The organism is Streptomyces sp. NBC_01551 (genome assembly GCF_026339935.1).
Taxonomy (GTDB): Bacteria; Actinomycetota; Actinomycetes; order Streptomycetales; family Streptomycetaceae; genus Streptomyces.
On sequence record NZ_JAPEPX010000001.1, the window covers coordinates 5,525,894 to 5,547,505 of the forward strand.

The window sequence follows — 21,612 nt, forward strand, 5'->3', positions numbered from 1 at the left end:
GATCAGAGTTACCGATGAGTAGGGGCAAGTCGGACAAACAAAAGCGGCCGCCCCCGGTACGGGGGCGGCCGCTGTGATGTGTGTGACTACTGCTTGTTCCTCAGTGCTTCCTCGATGGTCCGCATGACCTCGTCGAGCGGTGCGTCGGTACGGGCCACCGCCACCAGCACCTCGCCCTGCGTACGGACCTGGGCCGCCTCCGGCCGCTCCTCCTGGGCCTGCGCGGCCGTGTTCAGGGTGCGGCCCGCGCCGATCCCCGAGCCGAAGGTCTTCCGTACGATCGAGAAGGCGTGGTCCAGCTCCGCCTCCACGTCCCCCCGGCCGCCGGCCCGCAGCCAGCGCCGCAGCACGTGGTTGTGGGCCGTGACGACCGCGGAGGCGGCCACCTCGGCCAGCAGCGGGTCGTCGTTGCCGTCGTGGTGGTCGTGCTCGTCGAAGTGGGCCAGCAGGTAGCGGGTGAAGAGCCGCTCGTAGCGGGCGACCGAGGCGATCTCCCGCTCCCGCAGCGCCGGCACCTCGCGGGTGAGGCGGTAGCGCTCCACCGACACCGCCGGCGAGGCGGCGTACATCTTCATGACTTCCTTGATCCCGCGGCACACCGTGTCGAGCGGGTGCTCGTGCGCCGGGGCCACGTCCAGCACGGCCTCGGCGCGGGTCAGGGTGTCGTCGTGATCGGGGAAGATCGCCTCTTCCTTGGAGCGGAAGTGGCGGAAGAAGGTCCGGCGCGCGACCCCGGCGGTCGCGGCGATCTCGTCGACCGTCGTCGCCTCGTACCCCTTGGTCGCGAACAGCTCCATCGCGGCCGCGGCGAGCTCGCGGCGCATCTTGAGCCGCTGTGCGGCCGCCTTGGTGCCGGCCGCGCTCTCCGGGGCGTCGGAGGCCGTGGTGGCGCGGGGCGAGGTCTTGGCGGGCTGGGACATAGAGCGAAAGTACTTCATTTGCGCAGGGGAGCGCGCCTGAGGGGGGTGGGACAGGGGTGGATGCGGGGGAGAGCCCGCACTGGGCTCGGGTACGGTCCGCCGTGAGGGTCCGGCGGACCCGAGCAGCCCTCCCCACGCATCCGGCTCGGTTGCCCCGGGGGCAGGGCGCGGCTTACCGGCGGGCGTACTCACGGAATCCGCGGCCGGTCTTCCGGCCCAGGCAGCCCGCCGCCACCAGGTGCTCCAGCAGCGGCGACGGGGCCAGGCCCGGGTCGCGGAACTCCTGGTGCAGGACCTTCTCGATGGCCAGCGACACGTCAAGGCCGACCACGTCGAGGAGCTCGAAGGGCCCCATCGGGTAGCCGCCGCCCAGCTTCATCGCGGCGTCGATCTCGTCGATGCCCGCGTAGTGCTGCTCGACCATCTTGATCGCGTTGTTCAGGTACGGGAACAGCAGCGCGTTCACGATGAAGCCCGCCCGGTCCCCGCAGTCCACCGGGTGCTTGCGCACCTTCGCGCAGACCTCGCGGACCGTGGCGTGCACGTCGTCGGCCGTCAGGACCGTACGGACCACCTCGACCAGCTTCATGGCCGGCGCCGGGTTGAAGAAGTGCATGCCGATCACGTCGTGCGGCCGCGACGTCGCGCGGGCGACGGCGATCACCGGCAGCGAGGACGTGGTCGTGGCCAGCACCGCGCCCGGCTTGCAGACCTTGTCCAGGCCCGCGAACAGCTCCTGCTTGACCGCCAGGTCCTCGGCGACGGCCTCGACGGCCAGGTCCACGTCGGCGAACGCGTCGAGCGAGCCCGCCGGGGTGATCAGGGCCAGCGTCCGTGCCGCGGCCTCCTCGGTCAGCCTGCCCTTGGACACCGCACGGCCCAAGGACTTGCCGATCGCGGCCTTCGCGGCATCGGCCTTCTCCTGGCTGCGGGCAGCCAGCACGACCGGGTAACCGGCCTGCGCGAAGACCTGGGCGATACCGCTCGCCATCGTGCCGGAGCCGGCGACGCCGACCGAGGAGACCGGGCGGCTCGCGCCCAGCAGGGACCCGTCCAGCGGGGTCTGGAGATCCCGGACGATCACCGTGCTGCCCGGGGCCTCGTACGTGTAGAAACCGCGCCCGGACTTCTGCCCGGTCAGGCCGGCCTCGGCGAGGTGGCCGAGGATCGGGGCCGGGGCGTGCAGCCGGTCGCCGGAGGAGGCGTACATGGCCTCCAGGACGGTCCGGGCCGTGTCCACGCCGATCAGGTCGAGCAGCGCGAGCGGGCCCATCGGCAGGCCGCAGCCGAGCCGCATCGCCGCGTCGATGTCCTCGCGGGAGGCGTACTTCGACTCGTACATGGCGGCGGCCTGGTTGAGGTAGCCGAAGAGCAGGCCGTCGGCGACGAAACCGGGGCGGTCGCCGACCGCGACGGGCTCCTTGCCGAGCTCGCGGGCCAGCGCGGTGACCGCCTCGACGGCGGGCGGCGCGGTCAGGACGCTGGAGACCACCTCGACCAGCTTCATCGCCGGGGCCGGGTTGAAGAAGTGCAGGCCCAGCACCCGCTCGGGGCGCTGCGACTCGGCGGCCATGCGGGTCACCGACAGGGCGTTGGTGCCGGTGGCCAGGATGGTGTCGGGCCGGACGATCGCGTCGAGTTCGCGAAACAGCCGCTGCTTGAGCTCGTAGTTCTCCGGGACGACCTCGATGACCAGGTCGGCGTCGGCGGCGGCGCTCAGCTCGGTGAAGGTGCGGAAGCGGGCGAGCACGCCCTCCCGCTCCTCCTCCGTGAGCCGCTCCCGGGTGACGGAGCGGGCGGTGGCGGCCGCGAGGGCGGCGGTGGCCCGGCGCGTGGCGGTGTCGCTGATGTCGATGCCGATGACCTCGCGGCCGGCCCGGGCGAGGACCTCGGCGATGCCGGTGCCCATCGTGCCGAGGCCGACGACGGCGATGGTCTGGAGGGTGGACTGACTGGACGGACGGTCCATCGCGGGACTCCAGTGAATGAGGGTGACGACTGGGTGAAGGCACGCGGCTGCACAAGCTCGCGGCCCGAAGATCCGCACAAGATGCCCAGGAAAGGGGGGCAAAGGGAGGGGCGGAGAGAACGGCGGACCCTGTCCCGGGGGTCACGCCGAAGACATACACGCGGTACCTGAGGGTGCCTGGTACCGAACCGACTGGTGCGGGGCGCTGCGTCACCAGGCCTGCCCCGTACGTTGATGCGAGAGTAACCCGTCGGTAACTGCTGCGCCAGTGTGCGGAGATGTGACCTGTACCGCCCAAATGTACCGATCATCGATCATCGATCATCGGGTGTTGCCGGGTCCTCTGCGCGAACCCGGCGTGGCGGCCGCCGCGCCGCCCTAGGGTGGCCGGGTGAACGACGTGCTGGAGCGCCTGCGCACCGAATCCGCGGACTCGGCGGAGTACGGGGAACTGCTCGCGGCGGACCCCGACGCCCTGGCCGCCTCCCTGACCTCGGCCGGGCGGCCGCTGTGGGCCCGCGAACTGGCCGCGTACCGGCTGGGGCTGGCCGGGGACCGGCGCGCCTTCGAGCCGCTGGTGCTGCTGCTGAACCACCGGGACCCGCCGCGCTGCGCGGCCGCCGCCGCGGCGCTGGCCGTGCTCGACGACCCCCGTACCGCCCGCGCGGCGGCCGCCCTCGCGACGAACGGCCTGCGCACCGCCTACGCACTGCACCCGGTCCGGCTGCTCGCCGCACTCCGGGCCCCGGAGTCGGCTCCGGCGCTGATCGCCACGCTGTCGCGGCTGCTCGCGCCGAACGACCCGTACTGGCGGGTCGCCCTCGCCTGCGTCGAGGGCCTCGGGACGCTGGCCGACCCGCGCGCCCGCGAGGTCCTCGTCCGAGCCCAGTCCCACCCCCGGCTGGCGGTGGCGGCCACCGAGGCCCTGCGCGGGCTGGCCTGACCCGGCCTCAGGCCCGCTGCGGCGCGACGATCGCGAAGGCCTCGATCTCCACCAGGAGTTCGGGGCGGAACAGGGCCGAGACCTGGACCGCCGAGGAGGCCGGGAGGCGGCCGGCGGGGAGGGCGGCGTCGCGGGCGTCGCGGACCGCCGGGAGGTACGCCATGTCCGTCACAAAATAGGTCAGCTTGACCACGTCGTCGAAGCCCGCCCCCGCCGCCGCCAGGCAGCGGCGGAGGTTCTCGAACACCTGCCGGGCCTGCGCGGCGGCGTCGCCGGCGCCGACCACCTCACCCCGCTCGTCGAGGGAGCACTGCCCCGAGACGGCGACGAACGTCCCGGTGCCCCAGACGACGTGGCTGTACTGGGGACTGGGGGCGACGCCCTCGGGCGCGGGGACACGGGTGAGGTGGCTGGTGCCGGACGTGGTCATGGGGATGATCTTGCCCGGTGTCCGTCAGCCGCGGAACCCCAGCAGGCCGTGCAGCGCCGCGCCGCCCGCCGACGGCGGGACCGAGCGGGTCAGCGCGGCCGGCTTCGGGGCCGGCTGGGCGGCGCAGGTCGCGTCCGCCGCCCGGCCCGTTTGCAGGTACGCCGACACCTTCTCGTCCAGGCACTTGTTGCCCGCCAGCGAGATCCCGTGGTTGCCGCCGCCCTCCTCGACCACCAGAGCGGAGCCCTTCAGCTTCTCCTTCATGCTCAGCGCGCCGCCGAACGGCGTCGCCGCGTCCTCGGTGGCCTGGAGCAGCAGGGCGGGCGGCAGCGCCGCGTTGGTCACGTCCGGTGTCGCCAGCGGCTCCGTCGGCCAGAACGCGCAGGGGGCGTTGTACCAGGCGTTGTTCCAGGTCATGAACGGCGCCTTGGCGTGCGTGGCCCACATGTCCGCGCGCCAGGTGTTCCAGTCCTTCGGCCAGGCCGAGTCCCGGCACTGCACCGCCGTGTACACGCTGTAGCTGTTGCCCGCGGAGGGCTCCACCGCGCCGAACCGCTCGTACGCCGCCACCAGCGGCTTCGGGTCGCGGTCCACCACGTACGCCGAGAAGGCCTCGGCGAGGTTGGGCCAGTAGCCGTTGTAGTAGCCGCCCGGCATGTAGGTGTCCTCCAGCTCGGCCGGGCCCACCTTGGCCCCGGCCGGGGTCTCGCGCAGCGCCTCGCGCATCGCGTACCAGCGGTTCTCCACCTCCGCCGGGTCGGTGCCGAGGCGGTACTTCTCGTCGTACTGGGCGACCCAGGCCAAGAACGCCTTGTGGCGGGCGTCGAAGGCCTGGTCCTGCGCCAGGTTGTCCTCGTACCAGACGCCGCCCGGGTCGACCACGGAGTCCAGGACCAGCCGGTGCACCCGGGACGGGTGGAGCTTGGCGTACACCGCGCCCAGGTAGGTCCCGTACGAGTAGCCGAAGTAGCTGATCCTCGGCGCGCCCAGCGCGGTGCGCAGCACCTCCAGGTCGCGGGCGGCGGAGAGCGTGCCGATGTACGGGAGCACGTCCGCGTGCTTGGCCTGGCAGGAGTCGGCGAAGGACTTGACCCGCTCCAGGTTGGCCTGCTCGGTCTCCACGTCACGCGGGACGGAATCCGGCCGCACGGGGGTGAAGTGCGCCGCGCCGCAGTCCAGGGCGGGCTCGCTCTTGCCGACGCCCCGGGGGTCGAAGCCGATCACGTCGTACTGGGCGGCGACGTCCTTCGCCAGCGTCGCGGCGACGTACCCGGCCAGGCCGCGGCCGCTGCCGCCGGGGCCGCCGGGGTTGACCAGCAGCGGGCCCTGGGAGGTGGCGGCCGTGTGCGGGACGCGGGTCAGGGCGAGGGAGATCTGCCGCCCGGCCGGCCGGTCGTGGTCGAGCGGCACCTTGAGGGAGGCGCACTGGAGGGTGGGGTAGCGGGGGGTCGCGCAGCCCGTCCAGCGGACCGCGGCGGCCTTCGCGCCCGGTGGGGCGGCGGCGGCCGTGACGGCGGCGGGGCTCGCGAGGGTCGCGGCGACGGTGGCGACGGAGACCGACACGAGGACGGCGGCGCGCTTCGTGACGGGGCGGTTCGTGGGGCGGAGCATGAGGGCCTCCCAGCCGAGGGTTCTGGGCGGAATCGTCCCGGAACCAGCGCCGCGAAGGCGGGATTGCGCCCCCTATTGGCCCGATGTGATGACCCGTCGCCCGCCGCCCGCGCTCACAGGAGCGTGAGCTGCGTCGGCCCGGCGGGCGCCGCATCGGCCGGCCGCTCCGGGACGACGGCGCGGCGGGCGGCGCCGCGCCGGGCCGGCCCGATGCCGAATTCGGCCGCCAGTTCGTGGACTTGGCGGGTGATCCGGCGCTGGTACCAGGTGGGCGCGTACGAGCCGCCCTCGTACATCCGCTCGTACCGTTCGACCAGGTGCGGGTGGTGGGTGCCCAGCCAGGCCAGGAACCACTCGCGCGCCCCGGGCCGCAGATGGAGTACCAGGGGTGTCACGGAGGTCGCCCCGGCCTCGGCGACGGCCCGGACGGTGGCCCGCAGCTGCTCCGGCGCGTCCCCGAGGAAGGGGATGACGGGGGCCATCAGCACCCCGCACTCGATCCCGGCGTCGGTGAGGGTCCGCACGGCGTGCAGCCGGCTCGCGGGGGACGGCGTACCGGGCTCCACGGTCCGCCACAGTGCGGTGTCCGTGAAGCCGACGGAGACGCAAACCCCGATGTCGGTGACCTCGGCGGCCTGCCGCAGCAGGGGGAGGTCGCGCAGGATCAGCGTGCCCTTGGTGAGGATGGAGAACGGGTTGGCGCGGTCGCGCAGCGCCTCGATGATCCCGGGCATCAGCCGGTAGCGGCCCTCGGCGCGCTGGTAGCAGTCGACGTTGGTGCCCATGGCGATGTGCGCGCCGCTCCAGCGGGGCCCGGCGAGCTCCTTGCGCAGCAGCTCGGGCGCGTTGGTCTTGACGACGATCTGGGAGTCGAAGCCGACGCCGGTGTCGAGGTCGAGGTAGCTGTGCGTCTTGCGAGCGAAGCAGTACACGCAGGCGTGGCTGCACCCCCGGTACGGGTTGACCGTCCATTCGAACGGCATCCGGGAGGCGCCGGGCACCCGGTTGAGCACGGAGCGCGCCCGGACCTCGTGGAAGGTGATGCCGCGGAACTCGGGGGTGTCGAAGGTGCGGGTGACGACGGACCCGACCCCGAAGAGCGCCCCCGTCCTCTCCTCGGTCCCGTCGGTCAGATTGTCCCAGCGCATGAGCGCCTCCCTCGGTAGCCCGGACCGAGAATAGAACAAACGTTCCCATGATCGTGCGGGAGTGCCGCCGGGCCGCTGTCATGCGGGGCCCGGATTTGGGCGCCCGCCCCGGAGGTGGTTGGCTTGCGGCCGACGAGCGAGAACAACTGCTGGAGGAACAGCCATGGCGCAGGTCGAGGCCACCACGGAGCGGATCATCGCGGCCGACGCGGAGACGGTGTTCGACGCGCTCGCGGACTACACCGGGACCCGGGGGAAGCTGCTTCCCGAGCACTTCAGCGAGTACGAGGTGCGCGAGGGCGGCGACGGCGAGGGCACCCTGGTCCACTGGAAGCTCCAGGCCACCAGCAAGCGCGTCCGCGACTGCCTGCTGGAGGTCACCGAGCCCACCGACGGTCAGCTGGTGGAGAAGGACCGCAACTCCTCGATGGTCACCACCTGGGTCGTCACCCCGGCCGGCGAGGGCAAGTCCAAGGCCGTGGTCACCACCGTGTGGAACGGCGCCGGCGGCATCGGCGGCTTCTTCGAGCGCACCTTCGCCCCCAAGGGCCTCGGCCGCATCTACGACACCGTGCTGGCCAACCTGGCCACCGAAGTCGAGGGCTGACCAAGCCCGTTACGGGTACCGGGGCCGGGGCGGCTCACCGGATCGGGTGGATTTCCCCACGCTGAGCCGCGCCCGGGCCGGGCCCGAGCCGCGCCCGAGCTTCGTCCGAGCCGGGCCCCCGAGCCGCGCCCCGATCCGGGCCGCCGGTCCCGGGCGTGGCCAAAGGGCCCCCGAAGGGGCCGGCGGGCTAGGGTGGGGCCCTGCGTGGACGGCACCCGTCCGTGTCGTCCGCCCCGCGCGCAGCCGACCGCCTGGGGGCCCGATGAAGATCCTCATCTCCGCCGACATGGAAGGCGCCACGGGCGTCACCTGGCCCGAGGACGTGATCCCCGGGGCCTCCCAGTGGGAGCGCTGCCGGTCCCTGTTCACCTCCGACGTCAACGCCGCGGTCCTCGGCTTCTTCGACGGCGGCGCCGACGAGGTCCTCATCAACGAAGCGCACTGGACCATGCGCAATCTGCTGCTGGAGAAGCTGGACGCGCGGGCCGAGCTGATCACCGGCCGCCACAAGACCCTCAGCATGGTCGAGGGCGTCCAGCACGGCGACGTCGACGGCGTCGCCTTCGTCGGCTACCACACCGGCGCCGGGACCGAGGGCGTCTTCGCGCACACCTACCTCGCCAACTCCATCACCGGGGTGTGGCTCAACGGGGTCCGGGCGAGCGAGGGCCTGCTCAACGCCCACGTCGTCGCCGAGTACGGGGTCCCGGTCATCCTGGTCACCGGCGACGATCTGACCTGCGTCGACGCCGCCGGTTACGCCCCCGACGCGGTCGCCGTCGCCGTCAAGGACCACGTCTCGCGCTACGCGGCCGTCTGCCGCACCCCCGCCCGCACCGCCGCCGACATCCGGGCCGCCGCCAAGCAGTCCACCGCGCTGGCGGTCCGTCACGACCCGGTGCGGGGCGGCCCGTTCGTCGTCGAGGTCGAGTTCGACGCCGAGCACCTGACACTGGCCGCGGCAGTGGTCCCCGGCGTCGAACGGTCCGGGGAGCGCCGGGTCGCGTACACCAGCGAGACGATGTACGAGGGGATCCGGGCCTTCAAGGCGGTCACGACGGTCGTCTCGAGCGCCGTGGAGGAGCAGTATGGATGACATGCACCCAACGGATGGCTCCGCCGGCGCCGCACTCGACGCGGCGGCGTTCGACGAGGTGGTCGAGTTCACCTCCGGGCTGATCCGGATCGACACGGCCAACCGGGGCGGCGGCGACTGCCGGGAGCGGCCCGCCGCCGAGTACGTCGCCGAGCGGCTCGCCGCCACCGGGCTGGAGCCCGTCCTCGTGGAGCGCACGCCGGGCCGCACCAACGTGGTGGCCCGGATCGAGGGCGCCGACCCCTCCGCCGACGCCCTCCTCGTCCACGGCCACCTCGACGTGGTGCCCGCCGACGCCGCCGAATGGAGCGTGGACCCCTTCTCCGGGGAGGTCCGCGACGGGGTGGTCTGGGGCCGCGGCGCCGTGGACATGAAGAACATGGACGCGATGGTGCTGGCCGTCGTACGGGCCTGGGCGCGGGCGGGCGTGAAGCCGCGCCGGGACATCGTGATCGCCTACACCGCCGACGAGGAGGACAGCGCCCTCGACGGATCGGGATTCCTCGCCGACGAGCACCCCGGCCTCTTCGAGGGCTGTACGGAGGGCCTCGGCGAATCCGGCGCCTTCACCCTGCACCTCGCGCCCGGCCGGCCGGTCTACCCCATCGCGGCCGGTGAACGCGGGACGGCCTGGCTGAAGTTGACCGCGCACGGCACGGCCGGACACGGCTCCAAGCCCAACCGGGCCAACGCGGTCAGCCGGCTCGCCGCCGCCGTGGCCCGGATCGGCGCGTACGAGTGGCCGGCGCGGCTCACCGGCACCGTCGCCGCCTGCATCACCGAACTCGCCGCCGTCCAGGGCCTGTCGGTCAACCCGGCCGCGCGGAACTTCGACCTCGACGAGGTCCTCGGCAAGCTCGGCCCCGCCGGACTCCTGGTCGAGGCGACGCTGCGCAACAGCGCCAACCCCACGATGCTCAGCGCCGGTTACAAACTCAACGTCGTGCCCGGGACCGCCACCGCATACGTGGACGGAAGGACACTGCCCGGCGGCGAGGCCGAGTTCATCGCGACCCTCGACGAGCTCACCGGCCCCGACGTGCGCTGGGAGTTCCACCACCGGGAAGTGGCCCTCGAAGCCCCGGTGGACGGGCGGACGTACGGGATCCTGCGCGAGTCGGTCGAGCGCTTCGACCCCGGGGCGCGGGTGGTGCCGTTCTGCATGGCGGGCGGCACCGACGCCAAGCAGTTCTCCCGGCTCGGGATCACCGGCTACGGCTTCTCGCCGCTCAGGCTGCCGCCCGGGTACGACTACTGGTCCCTCTTCCACGGGGTGGACGAGCGCGTCCCGGTCGACGCCCTGCACTTCGGCGTCCGCGTCCTCGACCACGCGCTGCGGACCCTGTGATGGCCCGGCCGGCGGGCGCCGGGGCGGGTACGCGGCCCTACGGGAGCTGGCCCTCGCCCATCGACGCCGCGCTCGCGGCCTCGCTCGACGGGCGCCCCGAGTACCTCGGCACGGTCGGCGCCGAGCTGTGGTGGACCGAGCCCCGCCCGGCCGAGGCCGGGCGCCGCACCCTGGTCCGCCGGCCGGCCGACGGTGGCCCCGAGGTCTCGGTGCTGCCCGCGCCGTGGAACGTGCGCAGCCGGGTCACCGAGTACGGCGGCCGGCCCTGGGCCGGGGCCGAGCGGGCCGAAGGGGGCCCGCTGCTGGTCTTCGTACACTTCGCCGACCAGCGGCTGTACGCGTACGAGCCCGACGCGCCCGCACACCCCGGTCCGCGGCCCCTGACCCCGCTCTCCTCCGTCGGCGGCGGGCTGCGCTGGGCCGACCCGGTGCTGCGCGGCGGCGAGGTCTGGTGCGTGCTGGAGGAGTTCACCGGGGCCGCGCCGACCGACGTGCGCCGCGTCCTGGCCGCCGTACCGCTGGACGGGTCGGCGGCCGAAGCACGCTCCCTCGTACGGGAGTTGACGGACGACCGGCACCGGTTCAGCACCGGGCCCCGGCTCTCCCCGGACGGTCGGCACGCGGCCCGGCTGGTGTGGGACCACCCCCGTATGCCCTGGGAGGGCACCGAGTTGCTGCTCGCCGAGGTCACCGCGGACGGGGTGCTCGGCCCGGCCCGGACCGTACTCGGCGGCCCCGACGAGGCGGTGGCCCAGGTGGAGTGGGCGTCCGACGGAACCCTCCTCGCGGTGAGCGACCGCAGCGGCTGGTGGAACCCGTACCGGGTCGACCCGGCGACGGGCGGGGCGGTCAACCTGTGCCCCCGCGAGGAGGAGTTCGGCGGCGCGCTGTGGAAGCCGGGGCTGCGCTGGCTGGCGCCGCTGCCCGACGGGCTGATCGCCGTCCTGCACGGCCAGGGCTCCTCGGTGCTCGGCGTCCTCGACCCCGAGAGCGGCGACCTGGTGGACGCCGCCGGGCCGTGGACGGCGTGGCAGCCGGCCCTGGCCGTCAGCGGGACGCGGGTGTACGGGGTCGCGGCCAGCCCGCGCAGCGGCTACGAGGTGGTGGAGCTGGACACCGCGACCGGCCATGCCCGGGTCGCCGGCGCCCCGGCCTCGGACCCCGTGGACGCGGCCTACTACCCGGAGCCGCAGAGCCGGACCTTCCTCGGCCCCGGCGGCCGGGAGGTGCACGCCCACGTCTACCCGCCGCACCATCCCGCGCTGCGGGCCCCGGCGGACGAGCTGCCCCCGTACGTGGTGTGGGCGCACGGCGGCCCCACCGACCACGTGCCGCCCGTACTGGACCTGCACATCGCCTACTTCACCTCGCGAGGCATCGGCGTGGTCGAGGTCAACTACGGCGGCTCGACGGGCTACGGGCGCGCCTACCGCGAGCGGCTGCGCGAGCAGTGGGGCGTGGTCGACGTGGAGGACTGCGCGGCGGTGGCCCGCGCGCTGGCTGCGGAGGGGACGGCCGACCCGGCCCGCCTCGCGATCCGCGGCGGCAGCGCGGGCGGCTGGACGGCGGCGGCTTCGCTGGCCGCGAGCGACCTGTACGCCTGCGGAACGATCATCTACCCGGTGCTGGACCTGCTGGGCTTCGCGCAGGAGACCCACGACCTGGAGTCCCGCTACATCGACAGCCTGGCCGGGCCGCCGCAGACCCTGGCGGTGCGCTGCCGCGAGCGTTCCCCGGTGGCCCGTGCCGACCGGATCACCGCGCCGTTCGTCCTGCTCCAGGGGCTGGACGACCCGATCTGCCCGCCGGCCCAGGCGGAACGGCTGCTGGCGGCGCTGCGCGGCCGCTCGGTCCCGCACGCGTACCTCACCTTCGAGGGGGAGGGGCACGGCTTCCGGCGCGCGGACACGATGATCCGGGCGCTGGAGGCGGAACTGTCGCTGTATGCACAGGTGTTCGGGATCGAGCGGACGGACGTGCCGAGGCTCGCGCTGGAGCCGTGAGCGGTGAGCGGTGAGTCGTGAGCGGTGGACAGTGAGCCGCTCCGCTACGCGCCCCGCAGCCACACCCGGAGCGGGCCGATCGGGGTGAAGCCGTGGCGGGTGGCGGTGGTGAGGTCGTCGCCGGACTCGTAGCCGACGAGCGGCAGGCCGGGCCAGAGGGCGGCGAGGGCCGCGAGACTGCCCGTCCAGGCCTCGTCGGGTGGGGTGCCGGGCGCGGAGAACACGTTGGAGATCCCGACGACCGCGCCGGTGCGGTGCGCGGCGGCCCCGGCGAGGACGCGGCCGTCGCCGTCGTGGCCGGCCAGGAAGGCGAACTCCGGGGCCAGCAGCCCGGGGTGGAAGAGCCCGGTGCTCTCCTCGCCGTCCCAGGCGCGCTCCCAGGCGACCAGCTCCCCGGCGGTGACGACGCGGGTCCAGCGGAGCGACGGCACCGCGGCCGGGACCGCGGCCGGGACCGCGGCCGGGGTGACGGCGGCGCGGTGGATCCACTGCGCCTCGAACAGGACCTCGAACCCCGCCGGGCCGAGATCGAGCATGGCGAAACTGTCCTTGACCGAGCAGCCGGGCGCTTCGGTGTCCACCGCGGCGAGCAGGGCCGTGGCCGAGGCGTCCCGGGTGAGGGTCACGGCGTCCGGGTAGTACGGCGGGGTGCGGCGCGCGCTGGTCCAGGCGGCCTCGGTGAATCCGCCGTCGCGGCTGACCGCGGCGCACCACTCGGCGTTGTTGCGTGCCGCCGAGTGCAGGAGATCTTCGGTGTCCGGGTTGATGATCACACGGAGGAGCTTGTCATACGCCCTAGCCTGGGGCGATGTCATATGTCAGCTACCTCGCGGAGGGCGAGCGGGTCGGGCTGCGCCCCTTCCGGCTCGCCGACGGCCCCGAATTCACCACTCACGCGCACGAGAGCCGGCACCTGCACCGGCCGTGGCTGTTCCCGCCCACCACCGTCGAGGAGTACGAGCCCTACGCGACCCGGCTGATCGAGGACGGGACCCGGGCCGGGTACCTGGTCTGCGAGCGGGCCACCGGGGCCATCGCCGGGTTCGTCAACGTGAACAACATCGTGCACGGGGCCTTCCGCTGCGGGGCGCTCGGCTACGGGGCCTTCGCGCACGCCGCGGGCCGCGGGCTGCTGCGCGAGGCGTTGGGGCTGGTGCTCGGCCACGCGTTCGCACCGGCGGACGACGGCGGCCTCGGGCTGCACCGCCTGGAGGCGAACGTCCAGCCGGGCAACACGGCGTCCATCGCCCTGGTCCGCGGCCGGGGCTTCCGGCTGGAAGGGCTCTCGCCGGACTTCCTGTACATCGACGGGGCCTGGCGCGACCACGAACGCTGGGCGATCACCGCCGAAATGTCTGGTCCCGGGGGCGCCGATCGCGCAGGATGAGGGGATGCGAAGCCTGGTGCTCCTCGACGCCCCGTCCAACCTGGGCCTGCGCCCGCCCGCGCCCGGCACCGTCCCCGGGGTCTACAAACTGGCGGGCGCCCTGCGCGAGCAAGGCCTGCTGAGCCGTCTCGGCGCCCGCGAGGGCGGGGTCGTCGTGCCGCCCCGCTACGACCGCGGCAGTTGGAAGGAGGGCGACGGGGTCTTCCACGCCGCTCCCCTCGCCGCGTACACGGTCGCCCTCGCGGACCGGATCGAGACGCACCTGCGGGCCGGGGAGTTCCCCGTCGTCCTCGGCGGCGACTGCTCGATCCAGCTCGGCGCCTCCCTCGCCATGCGCCGCCTCGGGCGGTACGGGCTGGCCGCGATCGACGGCTCGGCCGACTTCCGCCACCCCGGCAACGAGGCGGTCAACGGGCCCGTCGGGGCCGCCGGCGGCGAGGAGCTCGCGCTCGCCACCGGCCGCGGCCAGGCCGACCTCACCGACCTGGAGGGGCTGCGGCCCTACCTCCGGGACCAGGACGTACGGCTCTTCGGGCTGCGCGACGGCGACGAGGACCTGCCGGAGCTGCGCGCGGCCGGGATGACGGCGGCCACCGTCGGCGACATCCGCGCACGCGGCGCGGCCCAGGTGGCGCGCGCCGCGCTGGACGGGCTGCACCCGCCGGACACCGCCGGGTTCTGGGTCCACCTGGACGCCGACGTGCTGGACCCGGCCGTGATGCCCGCGGTCGACAGCCCCGACCCCGGCGGGCTGCTCCCCGGCGAACTGGCCGAACTGCTCGCCGTGCTGGTGGGCTCCCCGCGGTGCGTCGGCCTCAACGTCACGATCTACGACCCGGACCTCGATCCCGACCTGCGGGCCGGGGCGCTGCTGGCCGACCTGGTGGCGGGGGCGCTCGCGTAGGGCTCGGCCGGGGCCAGGGCTTTGCGCAATCCTGACCGGTGGTGATCCGCGGAACCCCTGTGCAGCGACCGGTACGGCGTGTTCCATTCCTTCATGGCCACCACCGTCCGCCGCGCCGTACTGACCCTGCCCGCCGCCGTGTTGGGCCCCGACAACCCGCTGCCGGCCCTCCGCGCGCCCGACGGCGTCCACGTACTGGACGAGCGCTCCCGCGCCGGCCTGCCGCGCGACATGGCACGTCAGATCGGGTACGAGCCGCTGCGCTCGCTGCTCCCCGCCAGAGTCCGGGACGGCTACGGGCGGGCCCGCGCCGAGCGGGACGTCGACGCGGTCGTCATCGAGAACGAACACCTGCGGGCCACCGTGCTCCCGGGCCTCGGCGGCCGCGTGCACTCGCTCGTCCACCTCCCGACCGGCCGGGAACTGCTCTACCGCAACCCGGTGTTCCAGCCCGCCAACTTCGCGCTCAACGGCGCCTGGTTCTCCGGCGGCATCGAGTGGAACATCGGCGCCACCGGCCACACCACCCTCTCCTGCGCCCCCCTGCACGCCGCGCTCGTCCCCGCGCCCGACGGCGGCGCGATGGTGCGGCTGTGGGAGTGGGAGCGGCTGCGCGACCTGCCGTTCCAGGTGGACCTGTGGCTGCCCGAGGGCTCGGAGTTCCTCTACGTCGGCGTCCGCGTCCGCAACCCGCACGAGCGGCCCGCACCGGTGTACTGGTGGTCCAACACCGCCGTCCCCGAGGACTCCGGCACCCGGGTGCTCGCCCCGGCCGACGAGGCCTGGCACTTCGGGTACGAGCGCTCGCTGCGGCGGATCCCCGTACCGGACTGGGAGGGCGCGGACCGCACGTACCCGCCGCGCAGCGCGTACCCGGCCGACTTCTTCTACGAGGTGCGCGACGGGGAGCGGCCCTGGATCGCCTCCCTCGACGCCGACGGACACGGGCTGGCGCAGACCTCGACGGCGCGGCTGCGCGGCCGCAAGCTCTTCGTCTGGGGCGCGGGCGAGGGCGGCCGGCGCTGGCAGGAGTGGCTGACCGAGCCCGGCACCGGCGGCTACGCGGAGATCCAGGCCGGGCTGGCCCGGACCCAGCTGGAGCACGTACGACTGGAGGGCGGGGCGGAGTTCAGCTGGCTGGAGGCGTACGGGCCGCTGGCCGCGGATCCGGCGGCGGTGCACGGGGCCGACTGGCCGGCGGCGCGCGGCGCGGCCTCGGTGGCCCTGGACGCCGCTCTGCCGCGCGAGCGGGTGGACGCGGCGTACGAGGCCTGGCGCGGGAGCGCCGACACCGAGCCCGGGGAGCGGCTGGCGGCGGGCTCGGGCTGGGGCGCGCTGGAGGTGCTGTGCGGCGGGCACAAACTGCCGGGCACGCCGTTCGAGGAGGCAGGGCTGGGCCCGGAACAGGCCCCCTGGCTCGAACTGTGGCGGACCGGCGTCTTCCCGACGCCCCGGCGCGTCGTCCCGCCGGGGCCGACCCTGGTGGCCGCGCACTGGCGGGACATGCTGGAGACCGCCCGGGCGGATCCGCTGACCGAGTACCACCTGGGCGTGGCCCAGTGGCACGCCGGGGACGTGGCGCAGGCGGTACGGAGCTGGGAGCGCGGGCTGGCGCTGGCGCCCTCGCGGTGGCCGCTGCTGCGGTGCCTGGCGCTGGCGGAGGCGGTGGCCGGGGACCCGGAGCGGGCGGCCGACGGCTACGCGGAGGCGTTCGCGGACCTGGCCGAGGAGAGCCGCGGGGGCGAGGCCTGGACGGCCGCCGAGTCCGCGCTGGGGCGGGAGGCGATGACGGCCCTGCTCGCGGCCGGGCGGCCGGCGCAGGCCCGCGCGGTCTGGGACCGGCTCCGGCCGGCCCTGCGCGAACAGGGCCGGTTCCGGCTGCTCGCCGCCCGGTTGCTGGCGGCGGAGGGCCATGTCGGCGCGGCCCGGCGGGTGTTCGAGGAGGGTTTCGAGCTCCCGGACCTGCGCGAGGGCGAGGAGGTCCTCGCCGAGGTCTGGTCCTCCCTCACCGACCGCCCGCTGCCGCAGGCGTACAACTTCCGCATGAGCCCACCGGGTTAGCCGCCGGCCCGTCGGCCGTGGGCCGCCGCCTCGGCTTCGGCGACGGCGCGCGGGACTGCCCGTGGGGGCCCGGTGTCAGGCGCGGCACAGGATCTCGCCGTTCAGGACCGAGAACCAGGCATCGGGCCGGGCACCCCAGGAGCGCCAGGCCTCGGCGATCTCCGCCAGGCCCGCCGGGGTGGCATGGCCGTCGGCCGTGGCGAGCGCGGCGTACGAGGAGGCCGTCGTCCGGTCCGCCCACAGGGACGACCACCAGGAGACCTCCTCCGGCGTGGCGTAACACCAGGCCGTCGCCGAGCAGGCGATCTCCGTGAAGCCGGCCGCCTGCGCCCAGGACCGCAGCCGGCGGCCGGCGTCGGGCTCGCCGCCGTTGGCGCGGGCCACCCGGCGGTACAGGCCCAGCCACTCCTCCAGCCCGGCCTCTGCCGGGAACCAGGTCATCGCCGCGTAGTCCGCGTCCCGCACGGCCACGACGCCGCCCGGCCGGCACACCCGGCGCATCTCGCGCAGCGCCCGTACCGGGTCGCCGACGTGCTGGAGCACCTGGTGGGCGTGGACCACGTCGAAGGAGTCGTCCGGGAAGTCCAGCGCGTGCACGTCCGCCGTCGCGAACTCCGCGTTGGCCACGCCCCGCTCCGCCGCGTACGCGCGGGCCTGCTCGATCACGTCCTCGGCGGCGTCCACCGCCGTGACCCGGCCGCCCGGGGACACCAGGTCCGCCAGATCCGCCGTGATGGTGCCCGGGCCGCAGCCCACGTCCAGGACCGTCATGCCCGGTCGCAGCTCGCCGATCAGGTACGCGGCCGAGTTGCGGGCGGTGCGCCAGCGGTGCGAGCGCAGGACCGACTCGTGGTGGCCGTGGGTGTAGACGGCGGTCTCGTGCGCGGCGTGCGCGGCGTCCCCGGCGTGCGTGGCGTCCGCGACGTCCCCGGCATCCCTGGCGTCCATGGGTGACTCCTCCTCGTCGAAGTGTTTCCCGGCGTGGTGATCACGGTAGGGGATTCGATCGCCATGTGAGATATGCGTTTTGACATGTGGACACCATCCCGCTGCGGCAAGGGCAGTGTCCGGGCCGGTGGCAGGGTGAAAGCGGTGCGAGGACAGTGGGCCCCGGGGGAGAACACCACGGCAGAGGACGGTGAGACCCGTGCCGGACACGCTGCTCGAACAGCACGCCGCCGCGTTGGCCCTCTTCGGAGAGCGGGTGCGCGCCGTCGGCGCCGCCCAGTGGAACCTGCCGACCCCCTGTACGGAGTGGAACGTGCGGGAACTCGTCAACCACGTCACGGGCGAGCAGCTCTGGATCCCGCCGCTCGTCAGCGAGGGCCGCACGGTCGAGGACATCGGCGACTCGCTCTCCGGCGACCGGCTCGGCGACGACCCGGCCGCCACCTGGGAGCGGGCCGCGGCCGCCGCCCGGGCCGCGTTCACCGCGCCCGGGGCGCTGGACCGCACGGTCAGGCTCTCCTACGGGCCCGCGCTCGGCCGGGCCTACTGCTCGGAACTGACCGCCGACTGCGTCGTCCACACCTGGGACCTCTCGCGGGCCATCGGCGCCGAGGAGCGGCTGCCGGACGGGCTCGTGGAGTTCGCCATCAAGGAGGTCATGCCCTACGTGGACGGGCTCGCGGCCAGCGGACTGTTCGCCGCCCCGCTGGAGGTGCCGGCGGGCGCGAACGCGCAGACCCGGCTGCTGGCGATGGTGGGCCGGCAGGGCTGAGCGGGCGGCTCTCCTGGTCGCACCCCCGGGCGGACGACAACGGGCATGCCATGGCGAAAAATCGTATAAAGGGCAGGTCTGGCGGAGTCCGACGAGCGCGGAAGGCGGGAGGACCGTGGAGGGGACGCAGCGCACGGTGGCGGAGGGCCGTGGCCCGGTCCGCTACGGCCCACCCGCGCCCGAGCCCGGCCTGCCGGTGCTGCCCGAGCTCGCCGCCGTCCTCGCCGAGGCCGCCCGGCAGGCCGTCCCCGAGCCCCCGGGCGGCGGGGAACCCGTACGGGAGGCCGCCTGCCGGCACTGGGCGCGGCGCGGGCTCGCCACCGCCCCCGAGAACGTGGCCGCCGGACCCGGCGCGCCCGCCCTGCTGCTCGCGCTGCTGGGCGCCTACGGGGGCGACGTCATGCTGCCCCGGCCCTGTCCCGCCTGGTGGACGCCACAGGTCCGGCTGCTGGGACGGCGGGCGTACCACGTGCCGACCCCGGCCGAGTGCGGCGGCGTCCCCGACCCGTACGCCCTGCTGGAGACCGTCCGCCGGGTCCGCGCCGAGGGCGGCGACCCGCGCGTGCTGCTGCTCTCGGTCGCCGACGACCCGACCGCGACCGTGCCGCCGCCCGAGCTGCTGCGCGAGGCCTGCGAGGCCGCCGCCGACGCCGATCTGTTCGTCGTCAGCGACGAGAGCTGGCGCGACACCGTACACCGGCCCCACGACACCCTCGTCCTGAGCCCCGCCGAGATGCTCCCCGACCGGGCCGCCGTACTCGTCGACCTGGCGGGCGCGCTGCTGCCCGCCGGGTGGCCCGCCGCCGTCGCCCGCTTCCCCGGCACCCCGCGCGGGACCTGGCTGCGGGCCCGCACCCTCGACGTGCTCACCGCGACGGGCGCGCTCGTCGCCGGCCCGGTCGCCGCGGCCGCCGCGCACGCCCTGGAGGAGCCCGACGCGGTCGCCGGACGCGCCTACGCGGCGGCCGCCCTGCACGGCGCGGTGGCCGCCGCCGTGCACCGCGAGCTGCTCGCCGTCGGCGCGTTCGCGCGGCCCCCTCAAGCAGGCCGCCACCTGTACGCCGACCTGGGCCCGCTGCGCGCGGGGCTGGCCCGGCACGGGGTGGGCGACGCGATGGAGCTGGAGGACTGGCTCGGCGCGCGGCTCGGCGCGCCGACGCCCGGCGGGCAGCGGTTCGCGGACGAACCGGTCGCGCTGCGGGTCCGGCTGTCGACGGGGCCCTTCCTCGGCGCGACCCCGGGGGAGCGGCTGGCCGCGCTGACGGCGCGCGACCCGCTGGACCTCCCGCACGTACGGGGCTCGCTGGAGCGCCTGCGGTCGGTCCTGGCCGGGCTGTCCTGATGGGGGAGCGGACGCAGACGCCGGCCCGTGGCGCCGTGGCGCGGCGGCCGGCGACGCGGCCCGAGCCGGTCACCCGGCCGCCGGGGGAGATCCGGCACTGGCCGCGCTCGTTCGCCGACCGACTGACGACCCCGCTGCCCGGCGTCCGGGCCTTCGCCCGGCTCGCCCGCGAGGGCGCCTTCCGGCCCGATCCCGAGGGCCTGCGCGGCATCCCCGACCTGCCGTACGAGCCGGCTCCGCTCCCGGAGGCGGCCCCCGGCGCGGTGTCCGTCACCTGGGCCGGGCACGCCAGCTGGGTGCTCCGGCTGGGCGGGCTGACCGTCCTGACCGACCCGGTCTGGTCCCGGCGCATCCTGGGGACACCGGCTCGGATGACGCCCGTCGGGGTGCGGTGGGAGGACCTGCCGCCGGTCGACGCGGTGGTGATCAGCCACAACCACTACGACCACCTCGACGCGCCGACGCTGCGGCGGCTGCCGCGCGACACGGCCCTGTTCGTCCCGGCCGGGGTCGGGCGCTGGTGCCGGCGGCGCGGGTTCACGCGGGTGACGGAGCTGGACTGGTGGGAGTCCGCCGAGCTGGGCGGCGTACGGTTCGACTTCGTCCCGGCGCACCACTGGTCGAAGCGGTCGCTGATCGACACCTGCCGGACGCTGTGGGGCGGGTGGATCCTGACGGACGAACGGGGCGCGGGCCGGCAGGTCTACTTCGCGGGCGACACCGGGTACGGGCACTGGTTCGCGGAGATCGGGCGCCGCCACCCGGGGATCGACCTGGCGCTGCTGCCGATCGGGGCGTACGCCCCGAGGTGGTGGCTGCGGGACGTGCACGCCGATCCGGAGGAGGCGGTGCGGGCGTGCCTGGACCTGGGCGCGCGGCGGATGGCCCCGATGCACTGGGCGACCTTTGTCCTGTCGGCCGAGCCGGTCATGGAGCCGCTCCACCGCGTCCGCGCCGCCTGGTCCCGCGCGGGCCTGCCCCGCGAGGCCCTCTGGGACCTCCCCATCGGCAGCTCCCGCGCCCTGTGACGGCCGGCGCCGGCCTGTGACGGCCGGCGCCGGCCTGTGACGGCCGGCGCCGGCCTGTGACGGCCGGCGCCGGCCTGTGACGGCCCGCGCCGGCTCAGCCCGGCCCGCCCCGGCCGAAGGCCCGCCCCGCGTCCCCCGGTCCCGCGTCAGAGGGTGGCGAGGTCCAGCCCGGCCTGAGCGGCCGCCGCCCGGACGGTCTGCTCCAGGAGCACCGCGATCGTCATCGGGCCGACCCCGCCCGGGACCGGGGTGATCAGCGAGGCCCGCGCCGCCGCCGACTCGAAGTGGACGTCGCCGACGTTGCCCTCGTTGTACCCGGCGTCCAGGACCACCGCGCCCGGCTTGATGTCCTCGCCCCGGATGAACTCGGCCTTGCCGACGGCCGCGACCAGCACGTCCGCCTGGCGCACGATCGACGGCAGGTCCACGGTGCGGGAGTGGCAGTAGGTGACGGTGGCGTTCTGCTCCAGCAGCAGCATCCCGGCCGGCTTGCCCAGGATCGCGCTGCGCCCGACCACGACGGCGTGCTTGCCGGTCAGGTCCACGTCGTAGGCCTCCAGCAGCCGCATGATGCCGCCGGGGGTGCAGGAGACGAAGCCCGGCAGGCCGAAGCCCATGGCGGCGAACGAGTGCATCGTGACCCCGTCGACGTCCTTGCCCGGCGCGATCGCCTCGAAGGCCGCCCGCTCGTCGATGTGGTGCGGGACGGGGTGCTGGAGCAGGATGCCGCTGATCTCCGGGTCCTCGGAGAGCGCCGTGATCGCGGCGACCAGCTCCTCGGTCGTGGTCTCGGCCGGCAGCTCCACGTGGCGCGAGGTGATCCCGGCCTTGGCGCAGCGGTTCTGCTTCATCTTCACGTACGTGACCGACGCCGGGTCCTCGCCGACCAGCACGGTGGCCAGGCACGGAGCCGTTCCCGTGGCCTCGGTGATCTTCGCCGCGAGGGAAGCGGTCTCCTGCGAGATGCGGCGGGCGAGGGCGGTGCCGTCCATCAGCCGGGCGGTCCGCCCCGGCTCGGCGGACGCGGACGCGGACTCGGACACGGTCTGGGGCTGCGGGATGGACTGGACGGTCGTCATGGGGTCTCCTGAGCGT

Annotated in this window: 19 protein-coding genes; 11 read left to right on the forward strand and 8 right to left on the reverse strand. The window is 74.8% G+C overall.

Annotated elements, in window-relative coordinates; all coding sequences use genetic code 11:
- Positions 1-86: 86 nt before the first annotated feature.
- Both OG982_RS24945 and OG982_RS24950 read right to left on the reverse strand, forming a co-directional pair.
- Positions 87-920: a TetR family transcriptional regulator gene (locus OG982_RS24945; protein WP_266782992.1), complete on the reverse strand. Its 834-nt coding sequence runs from the start codon at positions 918-920 to the stop codon at positions 87-89.
- A 172-nt stretch (positions 921-1,092) separates the two neighbouring features.
- Positions 1,093-2,889, reverse strand: a complete 1,797-nt coding sequence (locus OG982_RS24950; protein WP_266782990.1) for a 3-hydroxyacyl-CoA dehydrogenase family protein — start codon at positions 2,887-2,889, stop codon at positions 1,093-1,095.
- A gap of 391 nt (positions 2,890-3,280) precedes the next feature.
- Between OG982_RS24950 and OG982_RS24955 the strand changes: the two genes are divergently transcribed.
- Entirely contained in the window at positions 3,281-3,832 is a 552-nt protein-coding gene (locus tag OG982_RS24955; protein ID WP_266782988.1) for an adenylosuccinate lyase, read from the forward strand.
- A 7-nt stretch (positions 3,833-3,839) separates the two neighbouring features.
- Here the strand turns inward: OG982_RS24955 and OG982_RS24960 are convergent, their stop codons facing one another.
- The 3 genes from OG982_RS24960 to OG982_RS24970 form a co-directional block, all read right to left on the reverse strand.
- A complete protein-coding gene (locus OG982_RS24960; protein ID WP_266782986.1) occupies positions 3,840-4,262 on the reverse strand; it encodes a RidA family protein in 423 nt (140 codons plus the stop codon).
- Between the two features lie 24 nt (positions 4,263-4,286).
- A complete protein-coding gene (locus OG982_RS24965) occupies positions 4,287-5,873 on the reverse strand; it encodes an alpha/beta hydrolase (RefSeq protein ID WP_266782984.1) in 1,587 nt (528 codons plus the stop codon).
- Between the two features lie 113 nt (positions 5,874-5,986).
- A complete protein-coding gene (locus OG982_RS24970) occupies positions 5,987-7,021 on the reverse strand; it encodes an Rv2578c family radical SAM protein (protein ID WP_266782982.1) in 1,035 nt (344 codons plus the stop codon).
- A gap of 163 nt (positions 7,022-7,184) precedes the next feature.
- On the opposite strand from OG982_RS24970, the gene OG982_RS24975 reads away from it, so the two are divergent.
- From OG982_RS24975 to OG982_RS24990, 4 genes are all read left to right on the forward strand, one after another.
- Positions 7,185-7,628 (forward strand): SRPBCC family protein, encoded by a 444-nt coding sequence (locus OG982_RS24975; protein WP_266782980.1) that lies wholly within the window; start codon positions 7,185-7,187, stop codon positions 7,626-7,628.
- Positions 7,629-7,890: 262 nt separating this feature from the next.
- On the forward strand, positions 7,891-8,724 hold the full coding sequence (locus OG982_RS24980; protein WP_266782978.1) for a M55 family metallopeptidase: 834 nt from the start codon (positions 7,891-7,893) through the stop codon (positions 8,722-8,724).
- Positions 8,717-10,072, forward strand: coding sequence for a M20/M25/M40 family metallo-hydrolase (locus tag OG982_RS24985; RefSeq protein WP_266782976.1), 1,356 nt, complete (start codon positions 8,717-8,719; stop codon positions 10,070-10,072). The genes OG982_RS24980 and OG982_RS24985 overlap by 8 nt, the downstream gene beginning before the upstream one ends.
- Positions 10,072-12,075: a prolyl oligopeptidase family serine peptidase gene (locus OG982_RS24990; protein ID WP_266782975.1), complete on the forward strand. Its 2,004-nt coding sequence runs from the start codon at positions 10,072-10,074 to the stop codon at positions 12,073-12,075. The genes OG982_RS24985 and OG982_RS24990 overlap by 1 nt, the downstream gene beginning before the upstream one ends.
- Positions 12,076-12,119: 44 nt before the next feature.
- Here OG982_RS24990 and OG982_RS24995 read toward each other — a convergent pair whose 3' ends face one another.
- Positions 12,120-12,890, reverse strand: a complete 771-nt coding sequence (locus OG982_RS24995) for a hypothetical protein (RefSeq protein ID WP_266949253.1) — start codon at positions 12,888-12,890, stop codon at positions 12,120-12,122.
- Between OG982_RS24995 and OG982_RS25000 the strand changes: the two genes are divergently transcribed.
- The 3 genes from OG982_RS25000 to OG982_RS25010 all read left to right on the forward strand — a co-directional run bounded on the left by OG982_RS25000 (position 12,884) and on the right by OG982_RS25010 (position 16,427).
- A complete protein-coding gene (locus OG982_RS25000; RefSeq protein ID WP_266782973.1) occupies positions 12,884-13,462 on the forward strand; it encodes a GNAT family N-acetyltransferase in 579 nt (192 codons plus the stop codon). The two genes, OG982_RS24995 and OG982_RS25000, sit on opposite strands and share 7 nt — an antisense overlap.
- A 4-nt stretch (positions 13,463-13,466) precedes the next feature.
- Positions 13,467-14,366 carry an arginase family protein gene (locus tag OG982_RS25005; protein WP_266782971.1) on the forward strand — a complete coding sequence of 300 codons (900 nt, stop codon included), beginning with the start codon at positions 13,467-13,469 and terminating at the stop codon, positions 14,364-14,366.
- A gap of 93 nt (positions 14,367-14,459) precedes the next feature.
- Positions 14,460-16,427 carry a DUF5107 domain-containing protein gene (locus OG982_RS25010; protein ID WP_266782969.1) on the forward strand — a complete coding sequence of 656 codons (1,968 nt, stop codon included), beginning with the start codon at positions 14,460-14,462 and terminating at the stop codon, positions 16,425-16,427.
- A gap of 75 nt (positions 16,428-16,502) precedes the next feature.
- On the opposite strand, the gene OG982_RS25015 is transcribed toward OG982_RS25010, so the two are convergent.
- A complete protein-coding gene (locus tag OG982_RS25015) occupies positions 16,503-17,375 on the reverse strand; it encodes a methyltransferase domain-containing protein (protein ID WP_266782967.1) in 873 nt (290 codons plus the stop codon).
- Positions 17,376-17,574: 199 nt separating this feature from the next.
- Here OG982_RS25015 and OG982_RS25020 point away from each other — a divergent pair, with 199 nt between their 5' ends.
- The 3 genes from OG982_RS25020 (at position 17,575) to OG982_RS25030 (ending at position 20,517) form a co-directional block, all read left to right on the forward strand.
- Positions 17,575-18,147: a TIGR03086 family metal-binding protein gene (locus OG982_RS25020; RefSeq protein ID WP_266782965.1), complete on the forward strand. Its 573-nt coding sequence runs from the start codon at positions 17,575-17,577 to the stop codon at positions 18,145-18,147.
- Between the two features lie 115 nt (positions 18,148-18,262).
- Complete coding sequence (locus OG982_RS25025; protein WP_266782963.1) at positions 18,263-19,489, forward strand: aminotransferase class I/II-fold pyridoxal phosphate-dependent enzyme; 1,227 nt, start codon at positions 18,263-18,265, stop codon at positions 19,487-19,489.
- Entirely contained in the window at positions 19,489-20,517 is a 1,029-nt protein-coding gene (locus OG982_RS25030; protein ID WP_266782962.1) for an MBL fold metallo-hydrolase, read from the forward strand. Before OG982_RS25025 ends, OG982_RS25030 begins: the two co-directional genes overlap by 1 nt.
- Before the next feature lie 146 nt (positions 20,518-20,663).
- Here OG982_RS25030 and OG982_RS25035 read toward each other — a convergent pair whose 3' ends face one another.
- Entirely contained in the window at positions 20,664-21,509 is an 846-nt protein-coding gene (locus OG982_RS25035; protein WP_266791727.1) for a bifunctional 5,10-methylenetetrahydrofolate dehydrogenase/5,10-methenyltetrahydrofolate cyclohydrolase, read from the reverse strand.
- Between the last annotated feature and the right edge of the window lie 103 nt (positions 21,510-21,612).